Consider the following 25,707-nt stretch of genomic DNA (forward strand, 5'->3'; position numbering starts at 1 on the left):
GTAAATCAGGTCGGCGTCAACTCCTTTTGCAGCTCGCCGCTCAGCAACACTCCAAACTTCAGCGCCACTAAACTCAATCAACCCCCCCCGTCCCTGAGGAGCCGCGCATTCTACAGCCTGAAAGACCAACGTCAAGAACAATTTTCGAGTCTGGTGGTCTTAGAGCAGGAAATGTTGAGTTCGCTCCCGAGCAAGCCGCGCCAACCCGGCTCAAGCGCTCGGCCACAAGTATCAAGCGGCCTTCGGTGAGTACTCCTCGCAGGGGCCGAATCGATGCAGCCGGACGCACCACACTAAGCAAATCCGCTATGATCTCGCGCTCTTGATCGCCGCTCGAGCCGTCCCCGTTGGGTAGCACGCGCTCGATGCCTGGCACGGCGGATACTTAAGATGACTTGGCCTCGAGCCAAGGAGGAAGAATGGCGAGCATGAAATCTTGGGGCTCGTGGCTCATTTTAGGCGCAGGGTCGATCGGAATCGGATTCGGGACGGTCATCATGACCGACACGCTTCGCCTGGATCCCTGTCACCTTTGCATCTTTCAGCGCCTTCTGATGCTGATATTTGGCGGGCTCGCGATCGGCGCGGGACTTTCAGCTAGGAACCGCCCGACATCCTTAGCCCTGGGTACGCTCGCGCTTCTAACCGCAGTCGGCGGCGCCGCGACGGCAATCTATCAAAGCTGGATTCAGCTTCAACCGACAGGAGCAATTTCCTGCGTTGGCGCTCAACCGGGAACGATCGAGATCTTCGTGGAATGGCTGGGCGAACTCGCGCCTTCGCTGTTCCTCGCGACAGGCTTTTGCGAGGATGACGCCTTCAAACTTCTGGGACTCTCCCTCGCGAACTGGTCCTTGGTGTCATTCTGCCTTCTGGCGGTTGCGACCGCGTGGACAATCCGCCAATCGCTCCGCCCCACCACAGGGCGGTCGACTTCAATCGAGCACTCGAGAGCTTAAAGGAGATTTTGCATGCCCCTGAGCCGAAGACAGTTCAATAACCTCGTACTGACCGGATTGGTCGTCGCATCCGCACCGGAAGCCCTAAAGGCAGAGGAGCTGAAAGAGGGTCAAGACTGGCGCGCCATCAAGCCGCCTCAGCCCAGCGACGTCCCCGGGAAGATCGAAGTCCTGGAATTCTTCTCCTATGGCTGCCCGCACTGCAGCTCGCTCAACCCCTTGGCGAAGGCGTGGGCCAAGAAACAGCCAGAGGATGTTGCTTTTCGCCGCGTCCCGGTGACCTTCGGACGGCGCGCTTGGGCCAATCTCGCCCGCTTGTACTACTCGCTAGAGATCATGAACAGCTTGGAGAGGCTCGATCAAGAGATCTTCGACGCCATTCACGAGCAACGCCTTAAGCTGTATGCCGAGCCAGCGATGATCGATTGGCTGAAAGGGAAGGACATCGATACGGATCGATTCTCGGAGGTATTCAAGTCCTTCGATGTTGAGACGAAACTCGGGCGCGCCGATTATCTAGCCGGGAGATACGTCATTGACGCAGTCCCGACCATCACCGTCGGCGGGCGCTATGCCGTCCTGGCACGACGCGCGAAGACGCTGCCCGAAACCCTGGAGATCGCCGATCGGCTAGTGGAGAAAGCGCGCCTAGAAACGCCACCAGCCTAGCTTGACGCTGGAATCTTCCTCCACAAAATCGGAAGCACCGAGACTGAGCAAGGGTCCAGCTCAGACTAGAGTCCCGGCAAATGATCTCTTCTAACGCGCGACATTGATCACCGCGACCGGATTCCGCCACAGCCAACCCACGAAACCAAAGAGGCCGACAGCGGGCTTCTAGCCCACTGCCGGCCTCTAACGAATCGCTGCCGCAGCTTAGGGGACTAGACTAGGGCAGCTGATCCAGCCCAATCTTTGACGGGGCCCGAGCGCGAGGCGCGTATGAACGGATCGCCAAAGGAGTGATAACGATCAAGGCTGCCAGCAACAGCAGAATCTCGAAGGCGTAGACGAAAGCGTAGCCGGTTGCCGGATTAACCCATTGGGCCCCGAATGCGCCGCCGTCGGCAAGCCCGGAGACGATGTCGCGCAACGCACCTCCGAGCGCAACGGCAACACCGTTTGCCGTGGCCTGAACCGCGCCCCAAGCGCCCAAAGCTAGGCCACTGTGACCGCCTTCCGCCATGTCCATGGCAGCTGTCAAGGTACCCACCGCCAGCAACCCCGACCCGAACCCGATCAAGCCCGTCCCGATTCGAAAGACGTGCTCTGAACTCAGGGCCGCGGCATAAATGACCGCTGCAAAAGCGAAGACCCCAATGATCGCCCCGGCCGCACTGATGCGATAGGCATTACCTCCTCGCCCTAAGAGATATCCCGACAAGACAAAAGCGATCAAAGTCCCGCCCGCCAACAAGGCGGTCAGCGCGGTGGTCTGCGAGACCGTCATCCCAAGCACCTGGCCACCGTATGGCTCGAGAAGAATGTCTTGCATCGTGAAGCCGGCGGTTCCGAGGCCGACGACAACAAGCAGCTTTCCCGCTTGCCCGCCTTGCGCAAAGTCTCGCCAAGTTTCCAAGAACGGCGGACGCTCAACTGGCTTCGCAGCCCGCTCCGGATCGATCGCCTCTTGCTTCCAAAGTGCGACCACGTTCAATGCGATGGTGGCGACAGCCGCACCTTGAATCAGCTGTATGAGAAGCTGCTGCGAGAAGTTCGTCAGCAGCTGCCCGAACAGCAAAGCGCTGAGCAACATGCCGAGCAGCAAGGTGACGTACAGGAGCGCAACCACCCGCGGGCGTTTGTCCGGCGGCGCGAGATCGGTGGCCAGCGCAAGACCTGCAGTCTGCGTCGTATGGAGGCCCGCCCCAACCATCAAGAAGGCCAAGGCCGCACCGACCTTTCCAAGAAGATTCAGGCTATTCTCTACGTCGGCGAGAAGAAGCAGGGCGAACGGCATGATGGCAAAGCCACCGAACTGCAGCATGCTGCCGAACCAAATGTAGGGGACGCGCCGCAGACCGAAGGCAGAATGATGATAGTCAGACCGGTGGCCAATCAGCGCCCGGAACGGCGCGAAAACGAGCGGTAGCGCCACCATGGCTGCAACGAGCCAGGTCGGCACATTCAGTTCCACGACCATGACCCGGTTCAGAGTGCCCGTCAGCAGAACCATGGCGATCGCTACGGAAACCTGAAACAGCGACAGTCTTAAGAGTCGCTTCAGGGGTAGGTCCGGCGTCGCCACATCGGCGAACGGCAACATCTTCTTAACCAACACACGCCACGCAAGCAACCGTGGATCTACAGACTCACTCATGCCGAATCTCTACTCCGGAGTTGAAACGGGGCTGAGACCTACAGCAGATCGCAAGCAGGCGGTCCGGCAAAATCTCACACAAAACCCGCAGAAGGTCCAAACGAAAAGGCAGGCCTATGGAGCCATACCGCCGAAAAATCGCGATGTTACGCCCCTGCGCGCTGCATTGAAAGGGATGAGATCAACTCCGGCGCGCACTCATCAGGGACACACAGAGGTTTTCAGAGCGGCGCGGGGAAATCGGCCCATGGAAACAACGGTCAAGCCAAAATTACAACCCTATCTTCCCAGGCAGAAGGAGGTCATAGCGCCTTGTGAATGCGGAGGAGAGAGCATCGGAGGGGGCTTTCAAGAAAACATGCGGTGGATGAGAGGTGCAGAATTGCTCTGCATCCCATCCACCGCATCGACGTACTGCAACGTACGCCTTCTCGGATCCAACGTCACCTTGAAATGACGGGCTCCGAGCTGCAGAGGATCACTGCCAGCCGAGACCGACGGCGAACACGACCCAATGGACGGCGATGGCCAGAACCAGCAGGGCGTAGAAAAGGGGCATCAGCCAAGTAGCAGGATTCAGAACCAGCCAGATCTTCCAATCGTCTTCGGGGTTTCTGGGCTTTGCGACGTCGCTCATTGTATTGACCTCTTTTAGTCGAGAGCTAAAACTAGATTACCACCAAGGATTGGCAGCAATAACGAACAGGTGAGCCAGAGCGGCCAGACCGACGAAAGCGGTGTAGGTCACTTTGAACTGCTCGTGGAACTCTTTTGCTTGTTGCTCGGTCAGACCCGACAAGGATTGCTCGGCCATTGTAAATCTCCCAAGGGATTAGTGCGATTGCCTCTGTCTTTACAGACGGCAGCTATTCCACCGCGGCAACATCTGCCACGACGATACGAATTCAGCTAGCAGCAGCTTCAGCCGGCGCAGCTTCGACGGCCTCAGGAGCCGGCGCATGCCAACCTTGATCCTCAAGCGAGAACGCAGCGACGTGAACCAGAACTGCCAATGCAGCGAGGGCGATGAAGGTCGGAATCAACCAGGTAGCAGGATTGACAACCAGCCAGAATTTGTAGTCATTTTCGAGGGGCTTGTAGCCCATGAACTCAATTGCCATGATTCGTGATCTCCGATTACCACCAAGGATTCGCTGCAATGACGAACAGATGCGCCAGAGCTGCCAGGCCGACGAACGCAGTGTAAGTCACTTTGAACTGCTCGTGAAACTCTTTAGCTTGCTGCTCGGTCAAACCCGAGAGACTCTTCATATCAGCCATTGTTTGGCCTCCGTAAATTCTGATATCAACATTCACGCAACCTGTTGAGAACTTTGCTGCTTCCTCGTTCGGAGCCCTGTGACGGCCTCGAAGGTTCTCAACCTGGTTCAACACATCAGGACCCCGTCTAGATCCTGGGTGTCATCTTAGCTTGACATGGGTATATGTCAAGCCCCTTAGACAGCGTTCGATTGTAATGCGCGCCCAACTTGAGCGAGCGCAATATTTTGTGCTTCCGACGCCGGGAAAACGCTGTTTTTGGGCACTCTTGGAGCGGGAATAGTCGGGGAGAAGACGCGGTAGAGACTGGCCAATCGACTGAGTCAGGGGGGGGGCTTCCTGAAGCGGCTCGCGACAACATGAATCAATCTGGGCAGGCGACAGGTTGAGGAACTCAAGCCTGAGGTCACGCGGAGGACAAGAACAAGGCGGCCAGTCTTCGCGAAGAGGACGCAGCAAACCAAGCACAGGAGAGGAGAGGAGAGGAGAGGAGAGGAATCGAACAGAGAAGGTTAAAGCACGACCGCAGAAGGCGGAGAGCAAGGCCAGTGAGCCAAAACGCAACCGGGCGCGCTTATAAGCGCGCCCGGCCAACCGCAGCGACAGCTGTCGCCACGCATCTCGCTAGACGATCAAGCGTGCCAGCCGAGACCAACAGCGAAGACGACCCAGTGAACAGCGATCGCAACAGCGAGCACAGCCAGCAGGTAAGGCATCAGCCAAGTAGCAGGATTGACGACCAGCCAGATTTTCCAATCGTCTTCAGGATTTTTTGGTTTTGCAACGTCGCTCATTGTATTGACCTCTTTAAGTCGAGAGCTAAAACTAGATTACCACCAAGGATTGGCAGCAATAACGAACAGGTGAGCCAGAGCCGCCAGACCAACGAAGGCGGTGTAGGTCACTTTGAACTGCTCGTGGAATTCTTTTGCCTGTTGCTCGGTCAGACCCGACAAGGATTGCTCGGCCATCGATAAACCTCCCAAAGGGATGAATGAAATTGCCTCTGTATTTACAGACGGCAGTTATTCCACCGTGACAATGTCTCTGCCACGACGATACAAATCAGCTAGCAGCAGCCTCAGGCTCGACAACCACGACTGCCTCAGGAGCCGGAGCACTCCAACCCTGATCTTCCAGCGAGAATGCGGCGACGTGAACCAAAATGGCGGTCGCAAGAACAGCGAGAAGCGTCGGAATCAGCCAAGTGGACGGATTGACGACCAGCCAGAATTTGTAGTCATTTTCGAGGGGCTTGTAGCCCATGAACTCAATTGCCATGATTCGTATCTCCGATTACCACCAAGGATTCGCTGCAATGACGAACAGATGCGCCAGAGCTGCCAGACCGACAAATGCGGTGTAGGTGACTTTAAACTGCTCGTGGAATTCTTTTGCCTGCTGCTCGGTCAAGCCCGAGAGACTCTTCATATCAGCCATTGCTAGGCCTCCATACTCGATAAGTAGTGTCGCCATTTGCACGCTGGCGGTGGAGCAATCGGCAGCTTGCCGCCAGATGTACGCCAGCCCCAAATCTTGGGACTTTGAAACTTTAGGACCCCTCTGCGATCCTGGGTGTCATCTTAGCTTGACACAGTGAGATGTCAAGCTGGTTTTACATCCGCCAAGGCCCAGAAGACTAGACTCTTACCAGCTTCGCGAATCCTTTTGATCCAGCGCAAAAACTGGAGAAAACGCGAGTGAAGTTTCCGGCCTTGGGAAAGGTCTTTAGGGCAGCCTCGACCATCGCCAAACGACCGTACCGGGCGGGACGGACCTGCACAGCCTCAAGCGAGCCAGTTTTTTAGGTAGGTAATGAACACCGCCATCACAGCGATGGCCAGGGTGGCGATCACGGAAACCTTCCCCATGTAAAAAAGCATGGAGATCACCGGACTGAGATTTGGCATCCCAACTGGCGGATCCTCCTCCTGCCCCGCGTCGTCCGGTGCCGCCGGCGCCGACGGCTCCGGGGATGCTGCCTGCGTCTTGGGCTCGGCAGACTCAAAGGCGTAGGGAGAAGTACCGACAATCTTCATGAACCGAGGGCTCGGGCCGCCGTCATCCTTGGTCATGACAACAAGCTCGGTGTCAACCGGCAGCTGCTCGATCGCGGCGAACTCCGCCGCGAAGGCTTCAACGCTGTCTGCGTCGCCTTCATGCTCCCAGGACGACGCCTTCTCAGGCCAAGTTCTTTTCGCCGCAAACTTCACGAGCATTTCCTCTCTATATAGATGTGATTCGGGTTGGGGAGAGCGGCCTTGCGTGGAGGCAAGCAGCCTCATTGAGACGCAAGGACAGAGAGCGCCCGGGACTCAGCAGTGCATCCGCGCTATCAATGCCACAGTGGCAATGCCGCAGTGGATGCAGTTAGCCTACTGGAATCAGGGGATTGTATTTCGGCTGCGACCGCTTGTCATCGTAGCGCACTGACGGTGGTCAACGATGACACCTGCGCTGCTCCCAAACAGGGCTGACACCCAGCGTTAAGTACGCAGGCGCCAGTGCGCCCTGGGGCTCCACTGCAAGCGATTTTCTCGCACGCAGCAGTGCCCGTCGCGGTAGAGTCCATCTTTCTTGCAAGCTGGATGACGATTATCCGAGCATGCGGATGTCGATCCATTCCAAGCTGTTCCTCACCATACTCTTCGCCTGTCTCGTGGTCCTCGTCGGCTCGCACGCTGTGGTCCAGTGGTCCTTCCAGCGCGGCCTGGTCGAACTCGCCGACGCGCGAGAGCAGGACAGAATCAATCGCATCGCGGATCGACTCGTCGATATCTACCGCCGCCAGCTGTCCTGGGAGCCGCTGCTCGAAAGCCCGAGCCTGTGGGTAAGCGCACTCGTCGGTCGGCGCGAGCCCTTCTTCGAGATCGGCCCCGAGCCCGGACGACTGGATCGCCGCCCACCATGGATGCGGCACGCCCAGCCCCCGGCTGGCGTCTGGCCGCCCCATGAGGCGCTGGATCATCTGAGCAATCGCGAGCGCCCCGCACCCCTCGAGCTGCGACTCATGCTTCTGGATGCGCATGGCAAGGTGCTCTACGGCCGGGAGCCCTTCATCGCGGATGCGCGCCGCATCCCACTCGAACTCGAGGATGAGACGATCGGAGAACTCGCCCTGCTGCCGGGATCGCCCATTCCGGAGTCTGCGGAGCTGCGCTTCCGCGCCACCCAGGGAGACCGCCTCTGGATGATCGCCTTGGCTACCTTGCTGCTGTCAGCCGCCCTCGCCTATCCGCTCTCGGTTCGCTTTGTCCGTCCGGTACGCAGTTTTCAAGACACAGCACGACGCCTGGCCACGGGCGACTTCAGCGCCCGCGTGCGGACCTACGGTAGTGACGAAATTGCCCGGCTCGGCGGCGACATCAACGCCCTAGCCGCCGCACTCGACAAGAACGAGCGCGCACGCAGACGCTGGGCAGCCGACATCTCGCACGAGCTGCGTACACCCATCGCCCTACTGCGCGCCGAGATCGAGGCGCTACAAGACGGCATGCGCCCCTTCGATCGCAGCGCTTTGGATACGCTGCACGGCGACACCCTGCGGCTCGGGCGCCTTGTCGACGATCTCTATGAACTCTCGACATCCGATCTCGGCGCGCTTGGATACCGGATGGAAGAAACTGACGTCGTCGACGTCTTGGCCTCAGACGCCGATGCGTTCCGCCGGTCATTCTCAGACGCCGACCTAACGCTCGCGCTCAACATTGAGCCGACTGAGCCCGTCTACGTCCATGCCGACGCCCAACGCCTCTCGCAGCTCTTCCGCAACCTGATGAGCAACAGTCAGCAATACACCGACCCCGGCGGGGGCCTCAGCATCGCGCTAAGCCGCCGCGACAAAGAAGTCCTCATCGACTTTCAGGACACGCCACCCGACGTGCCGACGGAGGCACTCTCGAAGCTCTTCGATCGGCTCTATCGTGTTGATGCCTCGCGGAGCCGACACACCGGCGGTTCCGGCCTCGGCCTCGCCATCGTCAAGAACATCGTAGACGCCCACGACGGCACCATTTCCGCCCATCCCTCGCCAACGGGCGGCCTTTGGCTGCGCATAACGCTGCCTGTCGCCAGCTATGCGCGCATTCGCAAGAAGAAGCTCAAGCCCCTGCAACTATGACCAACCGCAACAAGCCACTCATTCTGATTGTCGAGGACGAGGAACGCCTCGCCACCCTCGTCGCCGACTACCTCAAGGCAGCAGACTTCAGCGTCCATCGCTTGAAGGAAGGCACCGGCGCTGTCGAATGGACCCGCGGCGAGCAACCAGACCTCATCCTCCTGGACCTGATGCTCCCAGGAAAGGATGGCCTGACCATCTGCAAGGAGATCCGCGCAGAGAGCCAAGTGCCCATCATCATGGCCACCGCGCGGATCGAAGAAATCGATCGCCTCCTCGGCCTCGAACTTGGCGCCGACGACTATGTCTGCAAGCCCTACAGTCCCCGTGAGCTGGTCGCCCGCGTCAAGGCCGTGCTTAGACGCACGGCTCAAAGCAGCCAAAGCCGCTCCCTAGGCCCCCTCACGCTCCTGCCAGATCGACTGCGGGTGCGCTGCGAGGACAGAGAGATCGAACTCACAGCAGTCGAATTCGCGCTCCTAGAGACACTGCACGAATCCCCCGGCCGCATCTTCTCGCGCGACCGGCTGATGGATCGCATCTATAAGGATCACCGCGTCGTCTCCGATCGAACCATCGATAGTCACGTCAAGAAGCTGAGGCGCAAGCTTGCTGAACTCGTCCCTGACCGCGAACTTATCCACTCCGTGTATGGCGTTGGCTACCGATACGAGGAATCAGAGGACTGACCAACGCCTCGCGACGCGTCAGGGTCGGCATGGAATGCATCGACACTCTGGGCCGGCTACCCTTCACCGGCGAAAAGGCGTCCGACCGGCAAGGGATGTCTCCAGGCGCCCCGGCATCCCACGCAGCTGGACCCACTTACTCAGGATCCAAATCTTTCCATGATGCCGAGAATTTCCTAAAGATTTTCTCGTCAGCATGAGCGTCGGCGTCACATGCACCCAGGCCGAACAAATCCGTCACACAAACCTGACTCAATAGTCACTTTTATGCGACATATTTGTACCATTTTGGCCTTGACGTCCCTAGGCATTAAGGCTCCTAAATTGCCCCTTCAAGACTAAATATCCTTACAGATCCGTAATTCACACCCTTAGCGACTGTCCTGCGTTTAGCTTTGGGCACGCTGCGTGCTAAAGGGACCAACTCGAACCTCCTTAGTGGGTAGCTCACGGAAGCTTCTCTGCAAGAAAGCAGGCGAGGCAAGACGAAGGGCGACCAGTGAAAACCGTCAGAATCTTTTGGATCAACGATAATGAAGCAACGAAAAACCTTGACGCGCGCTGCACTTACACTGGCTTTCCTCAGTGTCTCTGTTGCGGAGGCAGCCACATACACTTTTGATTTTTCAGGCGGAAATGGCTCGATCGGAAACACAGCGACCTTCACCGACACCACCGGGACCGTCTCGGTTGATGCGAGTGGGTGGACCCGCTCAAGAAGTACCAACGATCAGGTTAGCCTGGGCCAATGGGAACCTGGTCTGGGCGTCCAGTTCTCGGGAGACAACTCGCACACGGTGGATAACTCAGGGCCCGATGATTTCGTGCTATTCGACTTCGGCAGCTTGGATGTGACGGTGGAGACCATCACGCTCGCGCGCTACGGCGATGCCGACATATCCTACTCGTCCGGCTCAGTTTGGGATGGCAACCTAACTCATCAAAATAATCGCGGGGGAAGCGGGGGAAGCGAACTAACAATTGCACTGTCAAGCCTGGCCCCCGACAGCCTCTGGCGCTTCTTTGCAAAGATCGGAGACCGTGACGACAGCTTCAAGATCTCGGGCATGACTGTATCCGCAGTCCCGCTGCCAGCGGCGGCTTGGCTGTTTGGGTCTGCAGTGCTCGGTTTCGTAGGCATCGGCTATCGGCAACGCAGCCACGCCTCCTGAGCCTGCATCGGTGAGCTAGGGCTTGCGATTTCAGCCGATTCGCAGCCCACCAGGCATGGCCAAATCAACGCCTCGACTCAGGTCGAGGCGTTTTTCGTTCCGCGCGAAGTCGAGAACAAGGCCCGCGGTTTCAGTCCGCTGACTCGACGCCCCTCCCCTTCAGCAACTCCGCACTTGCAGGCAGTCCATCGCGACCAGCGGCGCGTCTCACTGTAGACTCTGCGATCCAGACACCGCACTCATGATCCAGAGTAGCCGAGCCGCACCATGAACCGCTCGATCAACATCCTCATTCCCATCCTGATCGCCCTGCTGACGGTCGCGGCTTGGTGGCTCTTGAACCGACCCAACGAGGAGCCGACATGGCCCAGTCGGATTCAGGGCTTTTCCTTCTCGCCGATGCAGGCCGATGACGATCCGAGCCAGGATCGCTTTCCTTCCGTCGAGGATATCGAGAGCGATCTCGCCTTGCTGGAAGGAAAGGTCCATGCCGTGCGGACCTACACCCTAGAGGGCACCCTCGGGGCTGTACCAAGCCTCGCTGCCGAGCACGGCCTAAACGTCACCTTGGGCGCCTGGATCGGCGACCGGCGAGAGGACAACGAGCAAGAGCTGGAGCGGCTGAGGGAGGTCCTGGCGAAGGGCAACCGCAATGTCGTCCGTGTCATGGTTGGAAACGAGGCCATTCTGCGCGACGACGTCGAGGTCGCGGAGCTGATCGAGTATCTGGAGCGCGTGCGCAAACTGACTTGGCTGCCGGTCAGCACCGCCGAGCCTTGGCATGTCTGGCTCAAGTACCCGGAGCTGGTCGAGCACGTCGACTTCATCACCATCCATCTGCTGCCCTACTGGGAAGGTGTCCCGCTCGACCAAGCCGTGGACTATGCGGTCAGCCGCTACGACCAGGTCAAAGAGGCTTACCCCAACAAGCCGATCATCATTGGCGAGGTCGGTTGGCCGAGCAATGGACGGCGCAACCGCGGCGCCGAGGCCTCGCCGGCCAACCAAACGCGCTTCCTGCGCCGCTTCCTCGCCAAGGCCGAGGCAGAGCACTACGTCTATTACGTCATGGAGGCCTTCGATCAGCTCTGGAAGCTGAAGACCGAGGGCGCGACGGGCACCTACTGGGGTGTCTACAACTCCAACCGCGAGCCCAAGTTCGATTTCACCAAGCCCGTCGTGCGCATCCCACACTGGCGCGAACTCGCGGGTCTATCCGTCGTTATCGGGGTCCTCTTGCTCGCCTTCCTTTACCGCGACAGCTCGACCCTCTCGAAGCGCGGCAAGAGCTTCCTGGCGCTCATTACCTACGCGATCTCGACCGCTGCCGTGTGGATCGTCTACGACTACACCCGTCAGTACATGACACCGGCAACCACTGCCGTGGGGCTTCTGCTCTTGATCGGCGGCGTCGGTGTGATCGTGCTCCTCATGGCAGAGGCCCATGAGTGGGCGGAATCCGTGTGGCTGCGTCAGTGGCGCCGCCCCTTCCCGCTGCGTGCCGTCCCGGACGATCAACTGCCGTTCGTGTCTGTCCATGTTCCGGCCTACAACGAGCCGCCAGAACTCTTGAAAGAGACGCTGGACGGCCTCGCGGCCCTGGACTATCCCTACTTCGAGGTCCTGGTGATCGACAACAACACCAAGGACCCGGCAGTCTGGCAACCCGTGCGGGACTATTGCGCGCAGCTCGGCGAGCGCTTTCGCTTCTTCCACGTGGATCCCTTGGCCGGCTACAAGGCAGGCGCCCTCAACTTCGCACTGCGCGAGACCAGCCCCATGGCCGAGGTGGTCGCCGTCATCGACGCGGACTACATCGTCAAACCCGCGTGGCTGCGCCACCTGGTACCGGCCTTCGCGGACCCCGAGGTCGCCATCGCACAAGCTCCCCAAGACTACCGCGACGCCCATCAGAACGCCTTCAAGGCGATGTGCATGGCCGAATACCGGGGCTTCTTTCACCTCGGCATGGTGACCCGTAACGAGCGCAACGCCATCATCCAGCACGGCACCATGACCATGATCCGGCGCAAGACGCTCGATGAGATGCAGGGCTGGGCCGAGTGGTGCATCACCGAAGACGCAGAGCTAGGACTGCGGCTGTTCGAGGCCGGCTACAAGGCGCTCTATATCCCCTGTACCTACGGCCGCGGGCTGATGCCAGATACCTTTGCCGATTTCAGAAAGCAGCGCTATCGCTGGGCCTATGGAGCAGTACGCATCTTGCTGCGCCACTGGCGCGAGCTTTTCGGAACGCGCAAGACGGCCTTATCCGCTGGCCAGCGCTATCACTTCGTGGCCGGCTGGCTGCCGTGGTTCGCGGATGGCTTCAACCTCTTGTTCAATTTCGCGGCGCTGGCCTGGTCCGTAGCCATGGTGCTCTACCCGCTCCAGGTCACCCCGCCCTATATGTCGATCGCCCTGATACCGCTCGTGCTCTTCGGCTTCAAGATGTCAAAGAGCCTCTTCCTCTATCGTCGCCGCGTCATTGCGACCTTCCGGCAGAGCCTCGCGGCCGGACTCGCGGGCCTCGCGCTCTCCCACACCATCGCCCGCGCCATGTTCGGGGGGCTGGTCACGGGCAAGCTGGGCTTCTTCCGCACCCCCAAGATGGCCGAAGCACCCGCCGTCATTCGCGCCCTGGGTGATGCCCGGGAGGAAGCGCTGCTGGCCTTCGCCTTCCTACTCGCAGCCTTTGGGGTCATGTTGCGGGATGATGCCTTTATGTTGGATGTGCGCATCTGGGTCGCCGTGCTCGTCGTCCAGGCCATTCCCTACTTAGCCTCGGTGCTGGTTTCCCTGACCAGTGCCTGGCAGCACCTTTCAGCCGACCTCATCGGCCCCATGTCCGATATGGGCTGCGAGACGACCGCGGCCGTCGATCAATCCGTCAGCCGCGAGGCCTAGGGCGGGGCTCAGAGGCTGTCTGGAAATCATCGTAGAGGCTCCGAGGATCCTTGAGGGCGCAAAATGCTCGCAGATGAGTCAAATTTCGATGAAGCTTCCGACCATCCAAGGCCCGTCGGGATCGGGATCGGGATCGGGATCGGGATCGGGATCGGGATCGAACCGACGATAGCGATTCCGATCCCGATAGCGATCCCGACGGCATGACTCGTCGGTCTGAGGCGAAGCCTCCCTAGGAGTTTCCAGACAGCTTCTCAGAGCCAAACAGACAAGCCAGCCGTCGGACTGGGGAGGGAGTCTTAACCCGGCTTTCAGTGATGGTTCCGGATCTCGGAACCTCCTGGAAAACCTCGCGCGACACCTTGGAGCGACCACGCGCTTTCACGATATCTGACGAATTCAGGGTTTACCCCACATAGGGTTTTCCCTAGAATCGCGCCTCATTACAGCATTAGAGGCATCCCAAGCACGCGCGACAGGGGATGCGCCCTTGATGAATGAGGTTTCCTGCATGAGAAAAACGCTTTTCACGGCTGCACTACTGGCCAGCTTCGTACCCTTCGCCACCACTGCATTGGCCGCGAGCGCCACGCCTGGTCAGACGCAAAAGGGCGTCGCGTCTTACTACCATGACAGCCTGAACGGCAATAAGACCGCCAGCGGCCAGATCTACAATAAGAATCGCCTAAGCGCCGCGCACAAGACGCTCCCGCTTGGCACCAAGGTGCGCGTGACGGATACCAAGACCGGCCGGAGCATCGTCGTCAAGGTCAACGACAGGGGCCCATTCGTGAAGGGGCGCATCATCGATCTGTCAAAAGCCGCCGCTCGCAAGCTCGGCATCGTCAAGCGCGGCGTCGCCAAGGTTGAGGTCAAGGTGTTGAGCACACCGAAGGGATAGCGATCAGCAACCAGGGGGCATGTGGAAAGATGCCCCCTGCAACGTCACAAGACCGACCTCAGACCGCCTCCCCGACCGCCTCCCAGCGAAAATCTACTCCCAGCGAAACATCCAGGTCGCAAGGCCCAGGAAGAACACGGCGAGCACGAGCAGCAGCCCGACCTGAGGCAGCACATCCACGACCCCCGCCCCATCGATCATCACCTTACGCGCCGCCTCGACCAAATGCGTGAGGGGCAGCAGCCGCGAGAAGGACTGCGCCAAGGCACTCGTCCCTTCCATCGAGAACCACACGCCTGACAGCAACAGCATGGGCCAGGAGATGAGATTCAGCAGACCATCCGCCACCTCCTCGGTGCGCAGACGTGCGGCGACGATGAGCCCCAGACTGATGGTGCACAAGGCGCCGGCCACATAGACGAGCCCCAGCGCGATGAAGGATCCGCGCATCGGGAAATCCAGCACCAGCTCGGCACCGAGATAAACGATCAGGCTCGCACTCAGCACCACAAAGAGGCGTGAGACCACCTGTGCGGTCAGAAACTCCCAGGGCCGCAGCGGCGTCGCCTTGAGGCGCCTGAGCACGCCGTTCTTGCGATAGCGCACGATCACCCATCCGACACCCCAAAGACTGGAGAACATGACATTCATCGCCAGTACCCCGGGAAGCACCCAGTCGACATACCTTAGGGCCTCACCGGTGACCGTGGCGCGCCGCGGCATCCCCTCCGGAAGCGCGCTATAGGCCCCCAGCAGCAACCGCTCCGCGAGATAGCCATTGGCGGAATTGAGATTCACCCAATAGCTCGGGCTCGCGCGCAGATCCAGCAACAGGTCCAGCTGGTGGCGCTCGATCTTGAGGATGGCAGCTTCGGGCGCGTCGAAGGCGACGAAGGTCAGATGCTTCAGTGCCAACAATGGGGACTCGACCGCCGTGAGGTCGCCGTCCGGCGCGATGACGCCGACCTTCAAGAGTCCCTTCTCATCGGTTTGAAAGATGAAGGCGAAGGCCAACACCATCAGAATAGGCATGAGCAGGTTCCAGCCCAGCCCCGCGCGATCCCGATAGAACTCGCGATTTCTGGCGACGAGCACAGTGATGATGCGCTTCAGCATGATTCAAGCCCTGAGCGCGTGGCCGGTAAGCTTCAAGAAGAGATCCTCGAGATTGGGTGTCGCCACGCGCAGCTCGCTCAAGTCAGCGCCAATGCGCTCCAGCTCGGCGAGCATCGCGGACAGGTCTTCCGCGTACAGCTCGATCTCGCCGTTGCCGGCGAGTGCGCCCTCGAGCAAGGGCGTCTGGTCCGGCCACGCGGTATCCGGCAGGCGAATCACGCGCGCAGGAAAGTGCTGTCGAACCAACTCCGCGGGACGGCCCGCGGCGATGATGCGGCCACGATCCACGATGGCAACGTGATCGCAGAGCCGCTCGGCCTCCTCCATGTAGTGGGTCGTCAGGATCACCGTGGTCCCGCGCCGTCGCACGCGCTCGATCAAACCCCAAAAGTTGCGGCGCGCCTGAGGATCCAGGCCAGTGGTCGGCTCATCGAGAAAGACCAGCTCCGGATCGTTGACCAAGGCGATCGCGAGCAGCAGCCGCTGGCGTTGGCCACCCGAGAGCTTGCGCGTGTCGCGATCCAAGATGTCACCGAGATTGCACAGGCGAATCAGCTCGTCGCGATCCGCGCTCTGGCGATAGAGGCTGGCGAACATCTCCAGTGACTCACCAACCGTCTGAAACTCCTGCAGCGCCGTCGCTTGGAACTGGATGCCGATGGATTCGGCATGGGTGCGGTTCAGGGGTTGGCCCTTGAAGAGAATCGTGCCCGAGGTCGGCGCCTGAATCCCTTCCAACATCTCAAGCGTCGTCGTCTTGCCCGCGCCATTGGGACCGAGCAAGCCATAGCACTGCCCCATCTCGACGGCGAAGCTGATGCCATCCACGGCGCGCACACCTGGATAGAGGCGTACAAGATCCCGGGCTTCGATAAGAGGTGTCATTCGCAGCGGCTATCCGGTGTTGCGCATGCCCGCCGCGACCGCGTTGATGGAACGCAGTAGAGGGTCGAGCCAGGCTTCGCGTTTCTCTTCATCCTCCTCTGCGCGATAGCGCTCGAGGACCGCCACCTGAATGTGGTTGAGCGGGTCAAGGTAGATGTTGCGGCGGGCGAGCGAGTGTTGCAGGTCGGGCGTCTCCTCCATGAGCGTTCGCAGACCCGAGACATTCAGCACCTGCGTCAGGGTGCGCCTGTACTCGTCCTCGATAATCTTGAAGATGGTCATCGCCTGCTCTTGATTCTCCGCGAGTCGGAGGTACTCGCGGGCGATGCGCATCTCGGCCTTGAACAGCGACATCTGGGTATTCGACAGCAAGGCACGGAAGTAAGGCCACTCCTGGTACATCTTCTGTAGCTTCGCCAAACGTTCGACGTCAGTGCCGCGATAGCGCTCGATGGCATAGCCGATGCCCAGCCACGCCGGCAGCGTGTGGCGCGACTGGCCCCAACCGAAGACCCAGGGAATTGCCCGAATCGAGCCGAGCGAGCGGTCGGCCTTCTTGCGGTGCGAGGGTCGCGAGCCGATGTTGAGCAGCGCAATGCCATCGAGAGGCGTGCATTCGTAAAAGTAGTCGAGGAAGCCGTCGGTCTCACGCACCAGCTTGCGATAGGCCTCTTCGCCATAGCGCGCCAGCTCATCCATGATCCCCAAGTAGTCGTTACGCTCTTCCTGCGGAGGCTCGATCAGACAGCGGCTCGCCTTGATGAGCCCGCTGATCCCCAGGGTGAGTTCGTAGCGCGCGGTCTCTGGATTGGAATAGCGGTAGGACAGCACCTCACCCTGCTCGGTGAACTTGATCTGGCCATGCACGGTATCCACGGGTTGCGCCAGAATGGCTTCATGAGTCGGACCGCCCCCGCGCCCCACAGTACCACCGCGACCGTGGAAAAGCCGGCAGGCAACGCCTCGATCGTCCGCCAGTGCGATCACCTTCTTCTGCGCCTCGAAGAGATTCCAGCTCGAGGACAGGATGCCGCCATCCTTGCAGGAATCGGAGTAGCCCAGCATGACCTCTTGCTGATTCCCGGACGCCTTGAGAAGTCCTTGGTAGGTCGGATTGTCGAGCAGCGTCTGCATGACCTGCTCGATATGGCTCAAATCGTCGATGGTCTCGAACAGCGGCGACACCTGGATGCTGCAAAACCAGCCCTCGGCATCCTTGCCAACCAGCCCAGCCAGGCGCGCCAGCAACATCGCCTCCATGACGTGGCTAGCAGAATGGGTCATGGAGATCACGTACTGACCGAAGGCCTTCTCACCAATCTCGGCGCGCATCCGCGCGACGACCTCGAAGACCTCCAGCGTCTCCCGAGTCTCGGCGGTCAGTGTCGCCTTGTCGATGACAAAGGGATGCGGATGGGCGATGGCCTCGGCCAGTGCCATGAGTCGCTGCTCCTCGGTGAACGCCTGGTAGTAGGGCGCCCCGGCCTGACGCGCGAAGAGTTCGGTAACCGCTTCGGTGTGCCGTGTCGACTCTTGACGGATATCCAGATGAACCAGGTGAAAGCCGAAGGTCTCTGCCAGCCGGATCAAGTCCTGCAGCGGCCCCCGCGCGGCGTTGGCGTCGCCATGATGCACCAGTGAGTCGCGGATGAGATAGAGATCGTTGAGGAAGTCCCGCTCGTCGCTGTAGCCCTCGGGCAGTCCCTCATAGTCCCGCCCTTCCATCCGCGCCAGCACGCGGTCCAAGTTCGCCCTTAGGCGGTGACTCATCATCGCCAGCTTGCGTCGATAGGGCTCATAGAGGAAGAGCCGCTGGCGCTGCCCCATAGTATCGACCCAGTAGTCTTCGTCGGCGTCCAGGCTGTCGAGGAATTCGGGGGAGGGCTGACAGAGGGCGCTGGAGTGGCTGAGCATCCGCCTGAGACCCTTGATGCGCTCCAGATAGAGTTCCAGCACCAGCTCAGCATGCATGCGCACCGCGAGTTCCGTGGTCTCGGGCTTGACGAAGGGATTGCCGTCGCGATCACCACCGATCCAAGAGCCGAAGCGGATGAAGCTGGGCACCCGGATCCCGCATGTCGCCCCATAATTGCGACGCACCGCTTTCTCCAGAAAGCGGTAGACCAAGGGCACCGCATCGAAGAGGGATTCGCGGAAAAAATGGAGCCCTTGCTGGACTTCCTCCATCACCTGCGGCTTGTGCACCCGCACCTCGTCCGTCTTCCAGAGGATCTGGATATGGGTGAGGATCTCCTGCAGCTTCTCTTCCAGCTCCTCCTCGTTGAGCTTGCGCCGATGCAGATCCTGGCCGACGAGGAAGATGCGGCGAAAGGTATCGGAAATGGTCCTGCGCTTGGACTCGGTAGGATGCGCGGTGAACACCGGCAGATAGACCAAGTGCTCCAATAGACTCTGGAAGTTCTCGGGGCTGACACCCTCCTCCGCGAACTTGCGAATCGTGTCATCAAAGGAGCCGATCCAGAGCCGCTCGCCAGCGGAGATCAGATCCATGCGGCCCAGGTGGGCATTTAGCTCCTCGGCGACGTTCACCAGGCCGAAATAGATGGTGAAGGCGCGAATCACCTCCGACAGGGTCTGGTGATCCAGCCCCTCGATGCGCTTCATGAGCTTGTCGCGCAGCTCCGCGTCTTCCTCCTCCCGCAGCTGCATGAAGCCGTCGCGCAGCCGCTCCACGATGACGAGGACGCGCTTGCGACTGTGCTCGCGCAAGACCTCGCCAAGGAGTGCCGTAAAGAGCTGGACATCACGCTCCAGCGTCTGTTCTTGGGTCAAATCGTTCATTGGGGTAGTACTCGATACCGACGGCCGAAACAGGGCAATGTGGTGCGGATACTACCCCGCCCGAGCGCGGCGAACAAAAACCATATCCTTCATAGGGAACCCCGGTGGTTGGCGCGAGCGGGCATCCTCAAAGGCTGGCGCATCGCCGGCCTCGTCTGGACAAGGCAACCAGCCGGTCGCCTTCAGCTATCGACGCGCAGACAATGCACGCTGAAAAGCTGCTCGGGATCCGTCCAAACCTGCTCCGACTCGAAACCGGCGTCTCGTGCAAGGCACTGAAAATCCGCGATGCTGTACTTATAGGAGCACTCGGTATGAATGGTCTCGCCCTTGCCGAAGGGAATCTCGCGCCCAGCGACCCGCACAACCTGGTCGCATAAGCTCTCCAGATGCATCTCGATCCGGCTGACCTCGACGTTGAAGAAGGCCTTGTGCCGAAAGTCGCTCGTCTCGAAGTCGGCGCCCAGCTCGCGATTGATCCGGGTGAGCAGATTCAGGTTGAACGCGGCGGTAACCCCCTGGGCGTCGTTGTAGGCCGCGTTCAGGATGCTCGGATCCTTGCGCAGGTCGACCCCGATGAGCAGCCGGCCGCCCTGCCCGAGCACTGCAGCCACGCGCTGCAGGAGCGCCCGTGCCTCGGATGGCTCGAAGTTGCCGATGCTGGATCCGGGAAAGAAGGCCGCGAGCTGGGTCCAGCCGGAATCCAGCGGCAGCTTGAAGGACCCGGAGTAGTCGGCGCAGGCGGCGCGAATCCGCAGATCAGGGAAGCGTTCGGCCAAGGCCTGAGCGGACTCCAGCAGATGTTCCTTGGAGATATCGACGGGCACATAGACAGCCGGCCGCAAGGCCGTCAACAAGGTCTGAATCTTGAGACTGCTCCCGCTGCCCAGCTCGATGAGGACGTTCTCACGCCCCAAGCGATCGGCCATCTCCTCGCCGTAGACATCCAGGATGCCGATCTCGGTCCGGGTCGGATAATACTCGGGCAGCTCGGTAATGGCGTCGAAGAGTTTCGAGCCACGCTGGTCGTAGAACAGCTTCGGTGAAAGCCGTTTCGGCGACCGTCCCAAGCCCAGGAGAACTTCCTCGCGCAGATCGGCGATCGTCGGATGATCATCGTAAAAGCTGACCCGGGCGTCTGGCGTCGGCCCTGCCGAATCCGCAGCATCTTCTCGGGCTGAATTTTCTGTGTTCCGATAGGCTGCTGCTGCAGCGGTTTGCATCATCTGAGTGTCTCCGCGAGTCGGAATCCTTTGAACTGCCAGCGCTCGACTGGATAGAAAAAGTTGCGGTAGGTCGGGCGGATGTGGTCCAGCGAAGTGGCACAAGAGCCACCGCGGAGCACCATTTGGTTCGACATGAACTTGCCGTTGTATTCCCCGAGCGCGCCGGCCGGCGCACGATAGCCCGGATAGGGCAAGTAGGCGGAGCCGGTCCATTCCCAGACATCCCCGAAGAGCTGCTTGAGCCCCTCACCCTCGGGTGCAGGACGCGGATGCAGCCAGCCGTCGTCGACAAAGTTACCCGTGATATCAGCCTCCTCGGCGGCATGCTCCCACTCGGCCTCCGTAGGCAGCCGCTTCCCCGCCCAGGTCGCGAAGGCCTCGGCCTCGTAGTAGCTCAGGTGACAAAGGGGCTCCGCAGGATTCAGCGGACGCATCCCGGACAGCGTCATGAGCTGCCATGCGCCGTCCACCTGCTCCCAGTAGAGCGGACAACGCCAGCCTCGCGCCTGCACCTCGGCCCAGCCGTCCGAGAGCCAGAGCGCCGGGTTCTCATAACCACCATCGCCAATGAACTCGAGATACTCACCATTGGTCACCGGGCGATCCGCAAGCGCGAAGGGCTCGAGGAAGGCCCGGTGCCGGGGGCGCTCGTTGTCATAGCCGAAGGCCTCGTGCGGACCGCTGGTTTCAAGGCCCAAGCTCACAACGCCGCCCTCGAACGCCCTCCAGCCCAAGGGCACGGGATCCGCGATAGGTGACTGGGGCAGGTCTTGGATGTAAGCAGGGCGCAGCGGGTTATAGGCGAAATGGCGCTTGATGTCGGTGACGAGGAGCTCTTGATGCTGCTGCTCGTGATTCAGACCAATCTGCAAGCGCATGGCGACCCGTGGCCAGTCCGATGCATTGCATTCGGCAAGGAGCCGAAGCATCGCCGCATCGACATGGTGGCGGTAGTCGTAGACCTCGGCAACCGTCGGGCGAGACAGCAGCCCGCGCTCCGCACGCGGCCAGAAGCCGGCGCCAGTCTGCTCGTAATAGCTGTTGAAGAGGTATTCGAACCGCGGATGGAAGACGCGATAGCCCGCTAGGAAGGGGCGTAGTAAGAAGGTCTCGTAGAACCAGGACACGTGCGCCAAGTGCCACTTGGGCGGACTCGCCTCCACGACCGTTTGCAGACCATAGTCCTCGGTCACCAGGGGCTCGCACAGTCTCTCCGAGAAGGCTCGGACGCGCCTGAAATCTGCACTCAGCGCATTGCGCAAATCATCGGCCCCGTCCTGCGTGGTTGGCGTTTCCTGCATGGTTTCCTCGTTGGTGGGCTCCGACGCCGTTGGGCTCCAACGCCGCGCGCCCAGCCGAATTGATCCAGTTGCTCGATCGGTTACTCTGCCCTAAACGTCCCACTCAGGTCGCAAAGGGCCGCCTTTCAGGGTTGATGCGCGGACGAACCGATCAACGCCGGGCGCGCATCTGACCGCTGATTGTGCGGCCAGCTTGAACCATTTCCACCAAGTGAGTGGGTCGGGATTGCAGGTGAGCGGGAGCGGAGAGAAAGCAGACCAGCAAAAGATTGATGTCGCAGAGGCTCTCGAGGCATCGCGCGCGGCGACGCTGCACGAACGCCGTATCAGGCATTGATCTCACCGCATCGAGGGCGATCAGCGCTCGCCAGGGGAGCGTCGCTGAGCAGCCGAATCGCCCCCTCGGTATCGCCGAGCTGCCGCGACTCGCCAGCGGCCGCCTCCAAGATGGCTCGCCCCTTTTCCGCAGCGGTCCAGGTGTAGGCAAGACTCGCACCCTTCCGCATGACCTCGAAGCAGAAGCCCACCGCCTTTACCGGGCTGTAGAACCGTGATTGACACCCCATTTAAGGCCGCAACACAAGGCCAATCTGCGTCGGCCCCTCGCATCGGGGGGTGACAGCCCGTCGGAGCCCGGAATACATGATGACTCGCAATCCCTTCTTTCCCAAGTTCTCGGATCTCCCGAGCGAGATTCCGATCTTTCCACTCGCGGGGGCCGTGGTGATGCCGGGCGTCCAGCTTCCGCTCAACATCTTCGAGCCCAGATACATCAACATGGTGTTCAGCAGCCTGGCGTCGAATCATCTGCTCGGAATGATACAACCGACGAGCGAGACCATGATGGAGGACACACCCGCGATCCACCGCGTTGGCTGCGCCGGGCGCATCACCTCCTACAGCGAAACGACCGACGGCCGCATCGTCTTGGTCCTGACCGGCGTGTGCCGTTTCCAGGTCTCGAAGGAACTGGATGAGCGCGACGGCCACAGGCGCGTGAAGGCAGATTGGGAGCGATTCGCCGCCGACTACCACAGCGACGAAGGCCAAGCGATCGGCGATCGCGAGGGCTTTCTCAGCTCACTGAAGAGCTATTGCAGCCTGCGCGGTGTCGAGATCCCCTGGGACGACATCGAGAAGATGGCCGACGGCGAACTCATCAACCTGCTCTGCGCCCATCTCCCCCTCAGTCCCGAGGACAAACAGGCCTTGATCGAGACGCTGCAAACGTCGGAGCGCGCCTCACTCATGCGGGGGCTCCTCGATATGGCCGCCGCATCCAGCATGCGGGTCGCCGAGCATCGGCACTGACCCTCGGCGCGCGTCTAGCAGGACACGCGCGTCTCGCAGGACACGCGCGTCTAGCAGGACAGCCGAGCCAAGAGCGCGCGCAGTGTGCTCTGCTCTAGGGGCTTGACCAAGTGATCATCGAAGCCGGCAGCAAGCGAGCGCTCGCGAGCATGCTCATGGCCGAGCCCGGTCAAGGCGACGAGCATCAGACGACCCGGATCCGGGTAACGCTGGCGCAACCGCCGCGCTAGCTCCAGGCCGTCCATCCCCGGGAGTCCGATATCCAGTAGCGCAAGACGCGGCCTGAAGTCGCTGACCAGGTCGAGCGCCTCATGACCCGAGCTTGCCGTCCGCACCTGGTAGCCCTGGATCTCGAGCAGCATCGCCAGGGCGCTTGACACGTCAGCGTTGTCGTCCACGACCAAGACCTTGAGCGCCTCGGCACAGCCCGCGTCGACCTGTGCCACGGCAGGTGTGTCTGCGCTTGTCAGGCGATCATCGCTGAGCAGCGGCAGGTAGAGCCTGAGTTCGGCCCCTCGTCCAGGCCCATCACTCAGCGCCTCGAGTCTGCCACCATGGAGTTCGGCCAGGCGACGTGCAATGGTCAGCCCGAGCCCCAGCCCACCGGCCGCTGATTCGGGCGGCGGTACGCCTTGAGTGAAGGCACCGAACATGGATTCGATCTGGGCTTCCGACATGCCCTGCCCGTTATCCTTGATCTCCACGACAACCTCGGCGCCCGCCAAGACGTAATCGACACGCACCTCTCCCTGGTTAGCTGTGTATCTCGCCGCGTTAACCAAGAGATTGAGAAGGATCTGCGACAGCCGAACAGGGTCGCCTTGGACACGCACTTCCGCTGGCGGCAGCTCGTAATGGAACTGATGGCCGCGCTCCTGCATCATGGCGCGGACCCCATCCACGGACTGCCGCACGACGTCCCTGAGCGCGATCTCGCGCGACTCCAGCTCAATGCCGTCACGCAGGATGCGCGAGACATCGAGCAAGTCGTCCAGCAATCGCCCCATATGGGCCGTCTGGCGATCCAGCACCTCGACGGCCCAGGCGATGCGTTGATCCTCACCGATCCCGATGGCGCGAATGATCTCGACCGCGTTGCGGATCGGGGCCATGGGATTGCGCAGCTCGTGTCCGACCATGGCCAGGAACTCGTCCTTACGGCGGTCGCCCTCGAGCAGTGCCTCCTCGGCCGCCTTCTCCTTGCGAATGTCGCGTGTGACCGTCGCGTATTGGAGCGGCCGACCAGTCTCGGGATCGTCGATGCGCAGGGCGTCGTAGAAGACAGCAATGGGCTCTTGGGTGCGGAAATGGCGAAAGCGAAACTCCCCCGCCCAACGCCCGCTGCGCTCGACGGCCCGCATGATGGTCTCGCGGAAGAAGGGGAGGTCTTCCGGCAGAATGAAGTCGTCGATCCTGAAGGCTTCAGGCTCGGCGTCAGGATCGAGCCCGACGAGCTTCTTCCCTGCTTCGTTGAGATAGGCACCACGGCGATCCAGGCTCGCAATGCCGATGAAGTCGGACGAACACTCGACCACCGCCGCCAGCTCCCGCGCCCGGGCCTCCGCGGCGCGCCTGTCCGTGATATCGATGATGGCGGCCAGGGCGCGGAGGGGATGACCCGCCTCATCACGAATGAAGGTCGCGTTGACGAGCGCCCAGATCACCCGCCCATCCTTACGGATGTAGCGCTTCTCGACGAAGTAGTCGGTATCCTCCTGATGAAGCGCCCCTTGATAGCGAATGGCATCGAAGGCAAGGTCATCAGGGTGGGTCAGCTCACTGAAAGTCATGCGCAGCAGTTCATCAGCCTCATAGCCCAGTAAGCGACAGAGCCGTTCATTGACGCGCAGCAGCCGACGCGTCTTGGGCTCGACGACCACCATGCCGACGGTCGCGAGTTCGAACATCAGCCGAAACTGATGCTCACTCTCCCGCAGCGCTTGCTCGACCTTCATGGTGTCGGTGACATCGCGATTCACGACACGCCGCCCCGCGAAGGAGCCATCGGGCCAATAGACCGGCTTGCAGGCATGCTCGATCCAGCGCACCTCACCACTCGCATGCTGAAGACGCAGACGTAGCTGACTCCCGGGCTGGCAGGAGGGCTCCCCGCTGAGGTGATCGCTGAAGCGGTGACGATCCTGAGGATGCATAATGGCGACCAACAGCCTGGGATCGGCCTGGAACTCATCCGCACTGTAACCGGTCACCTCTTGGCATGCGGGTGAGATCCAGCGCAGCCCACCATCGGATCCGATCCAATACTCCCAGTCGAAGGTATGCTCCGCCAGGAGTTGGCAGATCTCAGCCTTGCGCGACAGCTCGCAGAGCGCCGCCTCCATCGGCGTCAAATCGACGGCGCATAGGGTCAAACCACAGCGCTGCCCGGCCGCATCTTGCGACGGCGCCAGGGTAAGATCGAGCTGCCGCTGCCCGGCTGGCTCGTCGAGGACGAAACGGCCTTGATAGGAGCAGCCGCTCTGCATGACCTGTTCCGCCAAGTCCGCGAACTCGGCCGATTGAATCAAGACGTGCTCCCAGTCGCCACCAGATTCCGAGCGCGCTGGCACCGCATCCCCCTGCGGTCGTCTCACCCAGGTCGGAACGCGTTGGAGATCCAGTGAGCAAATGGCGATCGCGAGAGAGGCGTCTGGCTGTGAGGCGCTTCGCTTAACGGTTGCGGACGCAGAGAGATGGGAAGACAAGGGAAAATCAGC

The 25,707-nt window shown here is 60.8% G+C and carries 25 protein-coding genes; 8 read left to right on the forward strand and 17 right to left on the reverse strand.

From position 1 onward, the window contains the following. Positions 1–419: 419 nt before the first annotated feature. On the forward strand, positions 420–959 hold the full coding sequence (locus tag G3480_RS08350; protein WP_164653419.1) for a disulfide bond formation protein B: 540 nt from the start codon (positions 420–422) through the stop codon (positions 957–959). A 12-nt stretch (positions 960–971) separates the two neighbouring features. After that, complete coding sequence (locus tag G3480_RS08355; protein WP_164653420.1) at positions 972–1,628, forward strand: thiol:disulfide interchange protein DsbA/DsbL; 657 nt, start codon at positions 972–974, stop codon at positions 1,626–1,628. Between the two features lie 220 nt (positions 1,629–1,848). On the opposite strand, the gene G3480_RS08360 is transcribed toward G3480_RS08355, so the two are convergent. From G3480_RS08360 to G3480_RS08405, 10 genes are all read right to left on the reverse strand, one after another. Beyond that, positions 1,849–3,279 carry a BCD family MFS transporter gene (locus G3480_RS08360; protein ID WP_164653421.1) on the reverse strand — a complete coding sequence of 477 codons (1,431 nt, stop codon included), beginning with the start codon at positions 3,277–3,279 and terminating at the stop codon, positions 1,849–1,851. A gap of 478 nt (positions 3,280–3,757) precedes the next feature. After that, complete coding sequence (pufA, locus tag G3480_RS08365) at positions 3,758–3,916, reverse strand: light-harvesting antenna LH1, alpha subunit (RefSeq protein ID WP_164653422.1); 159 nt, start codon at positions 3,914–3,916, stop codon at positions 3,758–3,760. A gap of 36 nt (positions 3,917–3,952) precedes the next feature. After that, positions 3,953–4,093: a light-harvesting antenna LH1, beta subunit gene (gene pufB, locus G3480_RS08370; RefSeq protein ID WP_012971756.1), complete on the reverse strand. Its 141-nt coding sequence runs from the start codon at positions 4,091–4,093 to the stop codon at positions 3,953–3,955. Positions 4,094–4,184: 91 nt separating this feature from the next. Continuing rightward, positions 4,185–4,400 (reverse strand): light-harvesting antenna LH1, alpha subunit, encoded by a 216-nt coding sequence (pufA, locus tag G3480_RS08375; RefSeq protein ID WP_164653423.1) that lies wholly within the window; start codon positions 4,398–4,400, stop codon positions 4,185–4,187. 16 nt (positions 4,401–4,416) lie between these two features. After that, positions 4,417–4,560: a light-harvesting antenna LH1, beta subunit gene (gene pufB, locus G3480_RS08380; protein WP_007042216.1), complete on the reverse strand. Its 144-nt coding sequence runs from the start codon at positions 4,558–4,560 to the stop codon at positions 4,417–4,419. Positions 4,561–5,192: 632 nt separating this feature from the next. Then, positions 5,193–5,354: a light-harvesting antenna LH1, alpha subunit gene (pufA, locus tag G3480_RS08385; protein WP_164653424.1), complete on the reverse strand. Its 162-nt coding sequence runs from the start codon at positions 5,352–5,354 to the stop codon at positions 5,193–5,195. Between the two features lie 36 nt (positions 5,355–5,390). After that, on the reverse strand, positions 5,391–5,531 hold the full coding sequence (gene pufB, locus G3480_RS08390; RefSeq protein ID WP_012971756.1) for a light-harvesting antenna LH1, beta subunit: 141 nt from the start codon (positions 5,529–5,531) through the stop codon (positions 5,391–5,393). 94 nt (positions 5,532–5,625) lie between these two features. Then, entirely contained in the window at positions 5,626–5,841 is a 216-nt protein-coding gene (gene pufA, locus G3480_RS08395; protein ID WP_164653425.1) for a light-harvesting antenna LH1, alpha subunit, read from the reverse strand. A 15-nt stretch (positions 5,842–5,856) separates the two neighbouring features. After that, entirely contained in the window at positions 5,857–6,000 is a 144-nt protein-coding gene (gene pufB / locus G3480_RS08400) for a light-harvesting antenna LH1, beta subunit (RefSeq protein WP_007042216.1), read from the reverse strand. Positions 6,001–6,347: 347 nt separating this feature from the next. After that, positions 6,348–6,779, reverse strand: coding sequence for a hypothetical protein (locus tag G3480_RS08405; RefSeq protein ID WP_164653426.1), 432 nt, complete (start codon positions 6,777–6,779; stop codon positions 6,348–6,350). Positions 6,780–7,171: 392 nt separating this feature from the next. Here G3480_RS08405 and G3480_RS08410 point away from each other — a divergent pair, with 392 nt between their 5' ends. From G3480_RS08410 to G3480_RS08435, 5 genes are all read left to right on the forward strand, one after another. Next, the gene (locus G3480_RS08410) at positions 7,172–8,680 is read left to right on the forward strand and encodes an ATP-binding protein (protein ID WP_240905682.1); all 1,509 of its coding nucleotides are present in this window, start codon (positions 7,172–7,174) and stop codon (positions 8,678–8,680) included. Further along, positions 8,677–9,369, forward strand: a complete 693-nt coding sequence (locus G3480_RS08415; protein ID WP_164653428.1) for a response regulator — start codon at positions 8,677–8,679, stop codon at positions 9,367–9,369. Before G3480_RS08410 ends, G3480_RS08415 begins: the two co-directional genes overlap by 4 nt. A gap of 533 nt (positions 9,370–9,902) precedes the next feature. After that, positions 9,903–10,541 carry a hypothetical protein gene (locus G3480_RS08420; protein WP_164653429.1) on the forward strand — a complete coding sequence of 213 codons (639 nt, stop codon included), beginning with the start codon at positions 9,903–9,905 and terminating at the stop codon, positions 10,539–10,541. A gap of 267 nt (positions 10,542–10,808) precedes the next feature. Beyond that, the gene (locus G3480_RS08425; RefSeq protein ID WP_164653430.1) at positions 10,809–13,448 is read left to right on the forward strand and encodes a glycosyltransferase family 2 protein; all 2,640 of its coding nucleotides are present in this window, start codon (positions 10,809–10,811) and stop codon (positions 13,446–13,448) included. A gap of 511 nt (positions 13,449–13,959) precedes the next feature. After that, positions 13,960–14,349 (forward strand): septal ring lytic transglycosylase RlpA family protein, encoded by a 390-nt coding sequence (locus G3480_RS08435; RefSeq protein ID WP_164653431.1) that lies wholly within the window; start codon positions 13,960–13,962, stop codon positions 14,347–14,349. Positions 14,350–14,442: 93 nt separating this feature from the next. Here G3480_RS08435 and G3480_RS08440 read toward each other — a convergent pair whose 3' ends face one another. The 6 genes from G3480_RS08440 to G3480_RS08465 form a co-directional block, all read right to left on the reverse strand. Next, a complete protein-coding gene (locus G3480_RS08440; RefSeq protein WP_164653432.1) occupies positions 14,443–15,465 on the reverse strand; it encodes an ABC transporter permease in 1,023 nt (340 codons plus the stop codon). 3 nt (positions 15,466–15,468) lie between these two features. After that, positions 15,469–16,350 carry an ABC transporter ATP-binding protein gene (locus tag G3480_RS08445; RefSeq protein ID WP_164653433.1) on the reverse strand — a complete coding sequence of 294 codons (882 nt, stop codon included), beginning with the start codon at positions 16,348–16,350 and terminating at the stop codon, positions 15,469–15,471. A gap of 9 nt (positions 16,351–16,359) precedes the next feature. Next, on the reverse strand, positions 16,360–19,152 hold the full coding sequence (gene ppc / locus G3480_RS08450; RefSeq protein WP_164653434.1) for a phosphoenolpyruvate carboxylase: 2,793 nt from the start codon (positions 19,150–19,152) through the stop codon (positions 16,360–16,362). Positions 19,153–19,334: 182 nt separating this feature from the next. Next, positions 19,335–20,378, reverse strand: a complete 1,044-nt coding sequence (gene egtD / locus G3480_RS08455) for an L-histidine N(alpha)-methyltransferase (protein WP_164653435.1) — start codon at positions 20,376–20,378, stop codon at positions 19,335–19,337. Next, on the reverse strand, positions 20,375–21,679 hold the full coding sequence (egtB, locus tag G3480_RS08460) for an ergothioneine biosynthesis protein EgtB (RefSeq protein WP_164653436.1): 1,305 nt from the start codon (positions 21,677–21,679) through the stop codon (positions 20,375–20,377). Before egtB ends, egtD begins: the two co-directional genes overlap by 4 nt. Before the next feature lie 326 nt (positions 21,680–22,005). Next, on the reverse strand, positions 22,006–22,245 hold the full coding sequence (locus G3480_RS08465; RefSeq protein WP_164653437.1) for a hypothetical protein: 240 nt from the start codon (positions 22,243–22,245) through the stop codon (positions 22,006–22,008). A gap of 79 nt (positions 22,246–22,324) precedes the next feature. On the opposite strand from G3480_RS08465, the gene G3480_RS08470 reads away from it, so the two are divergent. Further along, positions 22,325–22,990: an LON peptidase substrate-binding domain-containing protein gene (locus G3480_RS08470; protein ID WP_164653462.1), complete on the forward strand. Its 666-nt coding sequence runs from the start codon at positions 22,325–22,327 to the stop codon at positions 22,988–22,990. A gap of 50 nt (positions 22,991–23,040) precedes the next feature. Here the strand turns inward: G3480_RS08470 and G3480_RS08475 are convergent, their stop codons facing one another. Then, positions 23,041–25,584: a hybrid sensor histidine kinase/response regulator gene (locus tag G3480_RS08475; RefSeq protein WP_338114097.1), complete on the reverse strand. Its 2,544-nt coding sequence runs from the start codon at positions 25,582–25,584 to the stop codon at positions 23,041–23,043. Positions 25,585–25,707 lie beyond the last annotated feature (123 nt).

This window comes from Thiorhodococcus mannitoliphagus (genome assembly GCF_010915725.1).
Classification (GTDB): Bacteria; Pseudomonadota; Gammaproteobacteria; order Chromatiales; family Chromatiaceae; genus Thiorhodococcus; species Thiorhodococcus mannitoliphagus.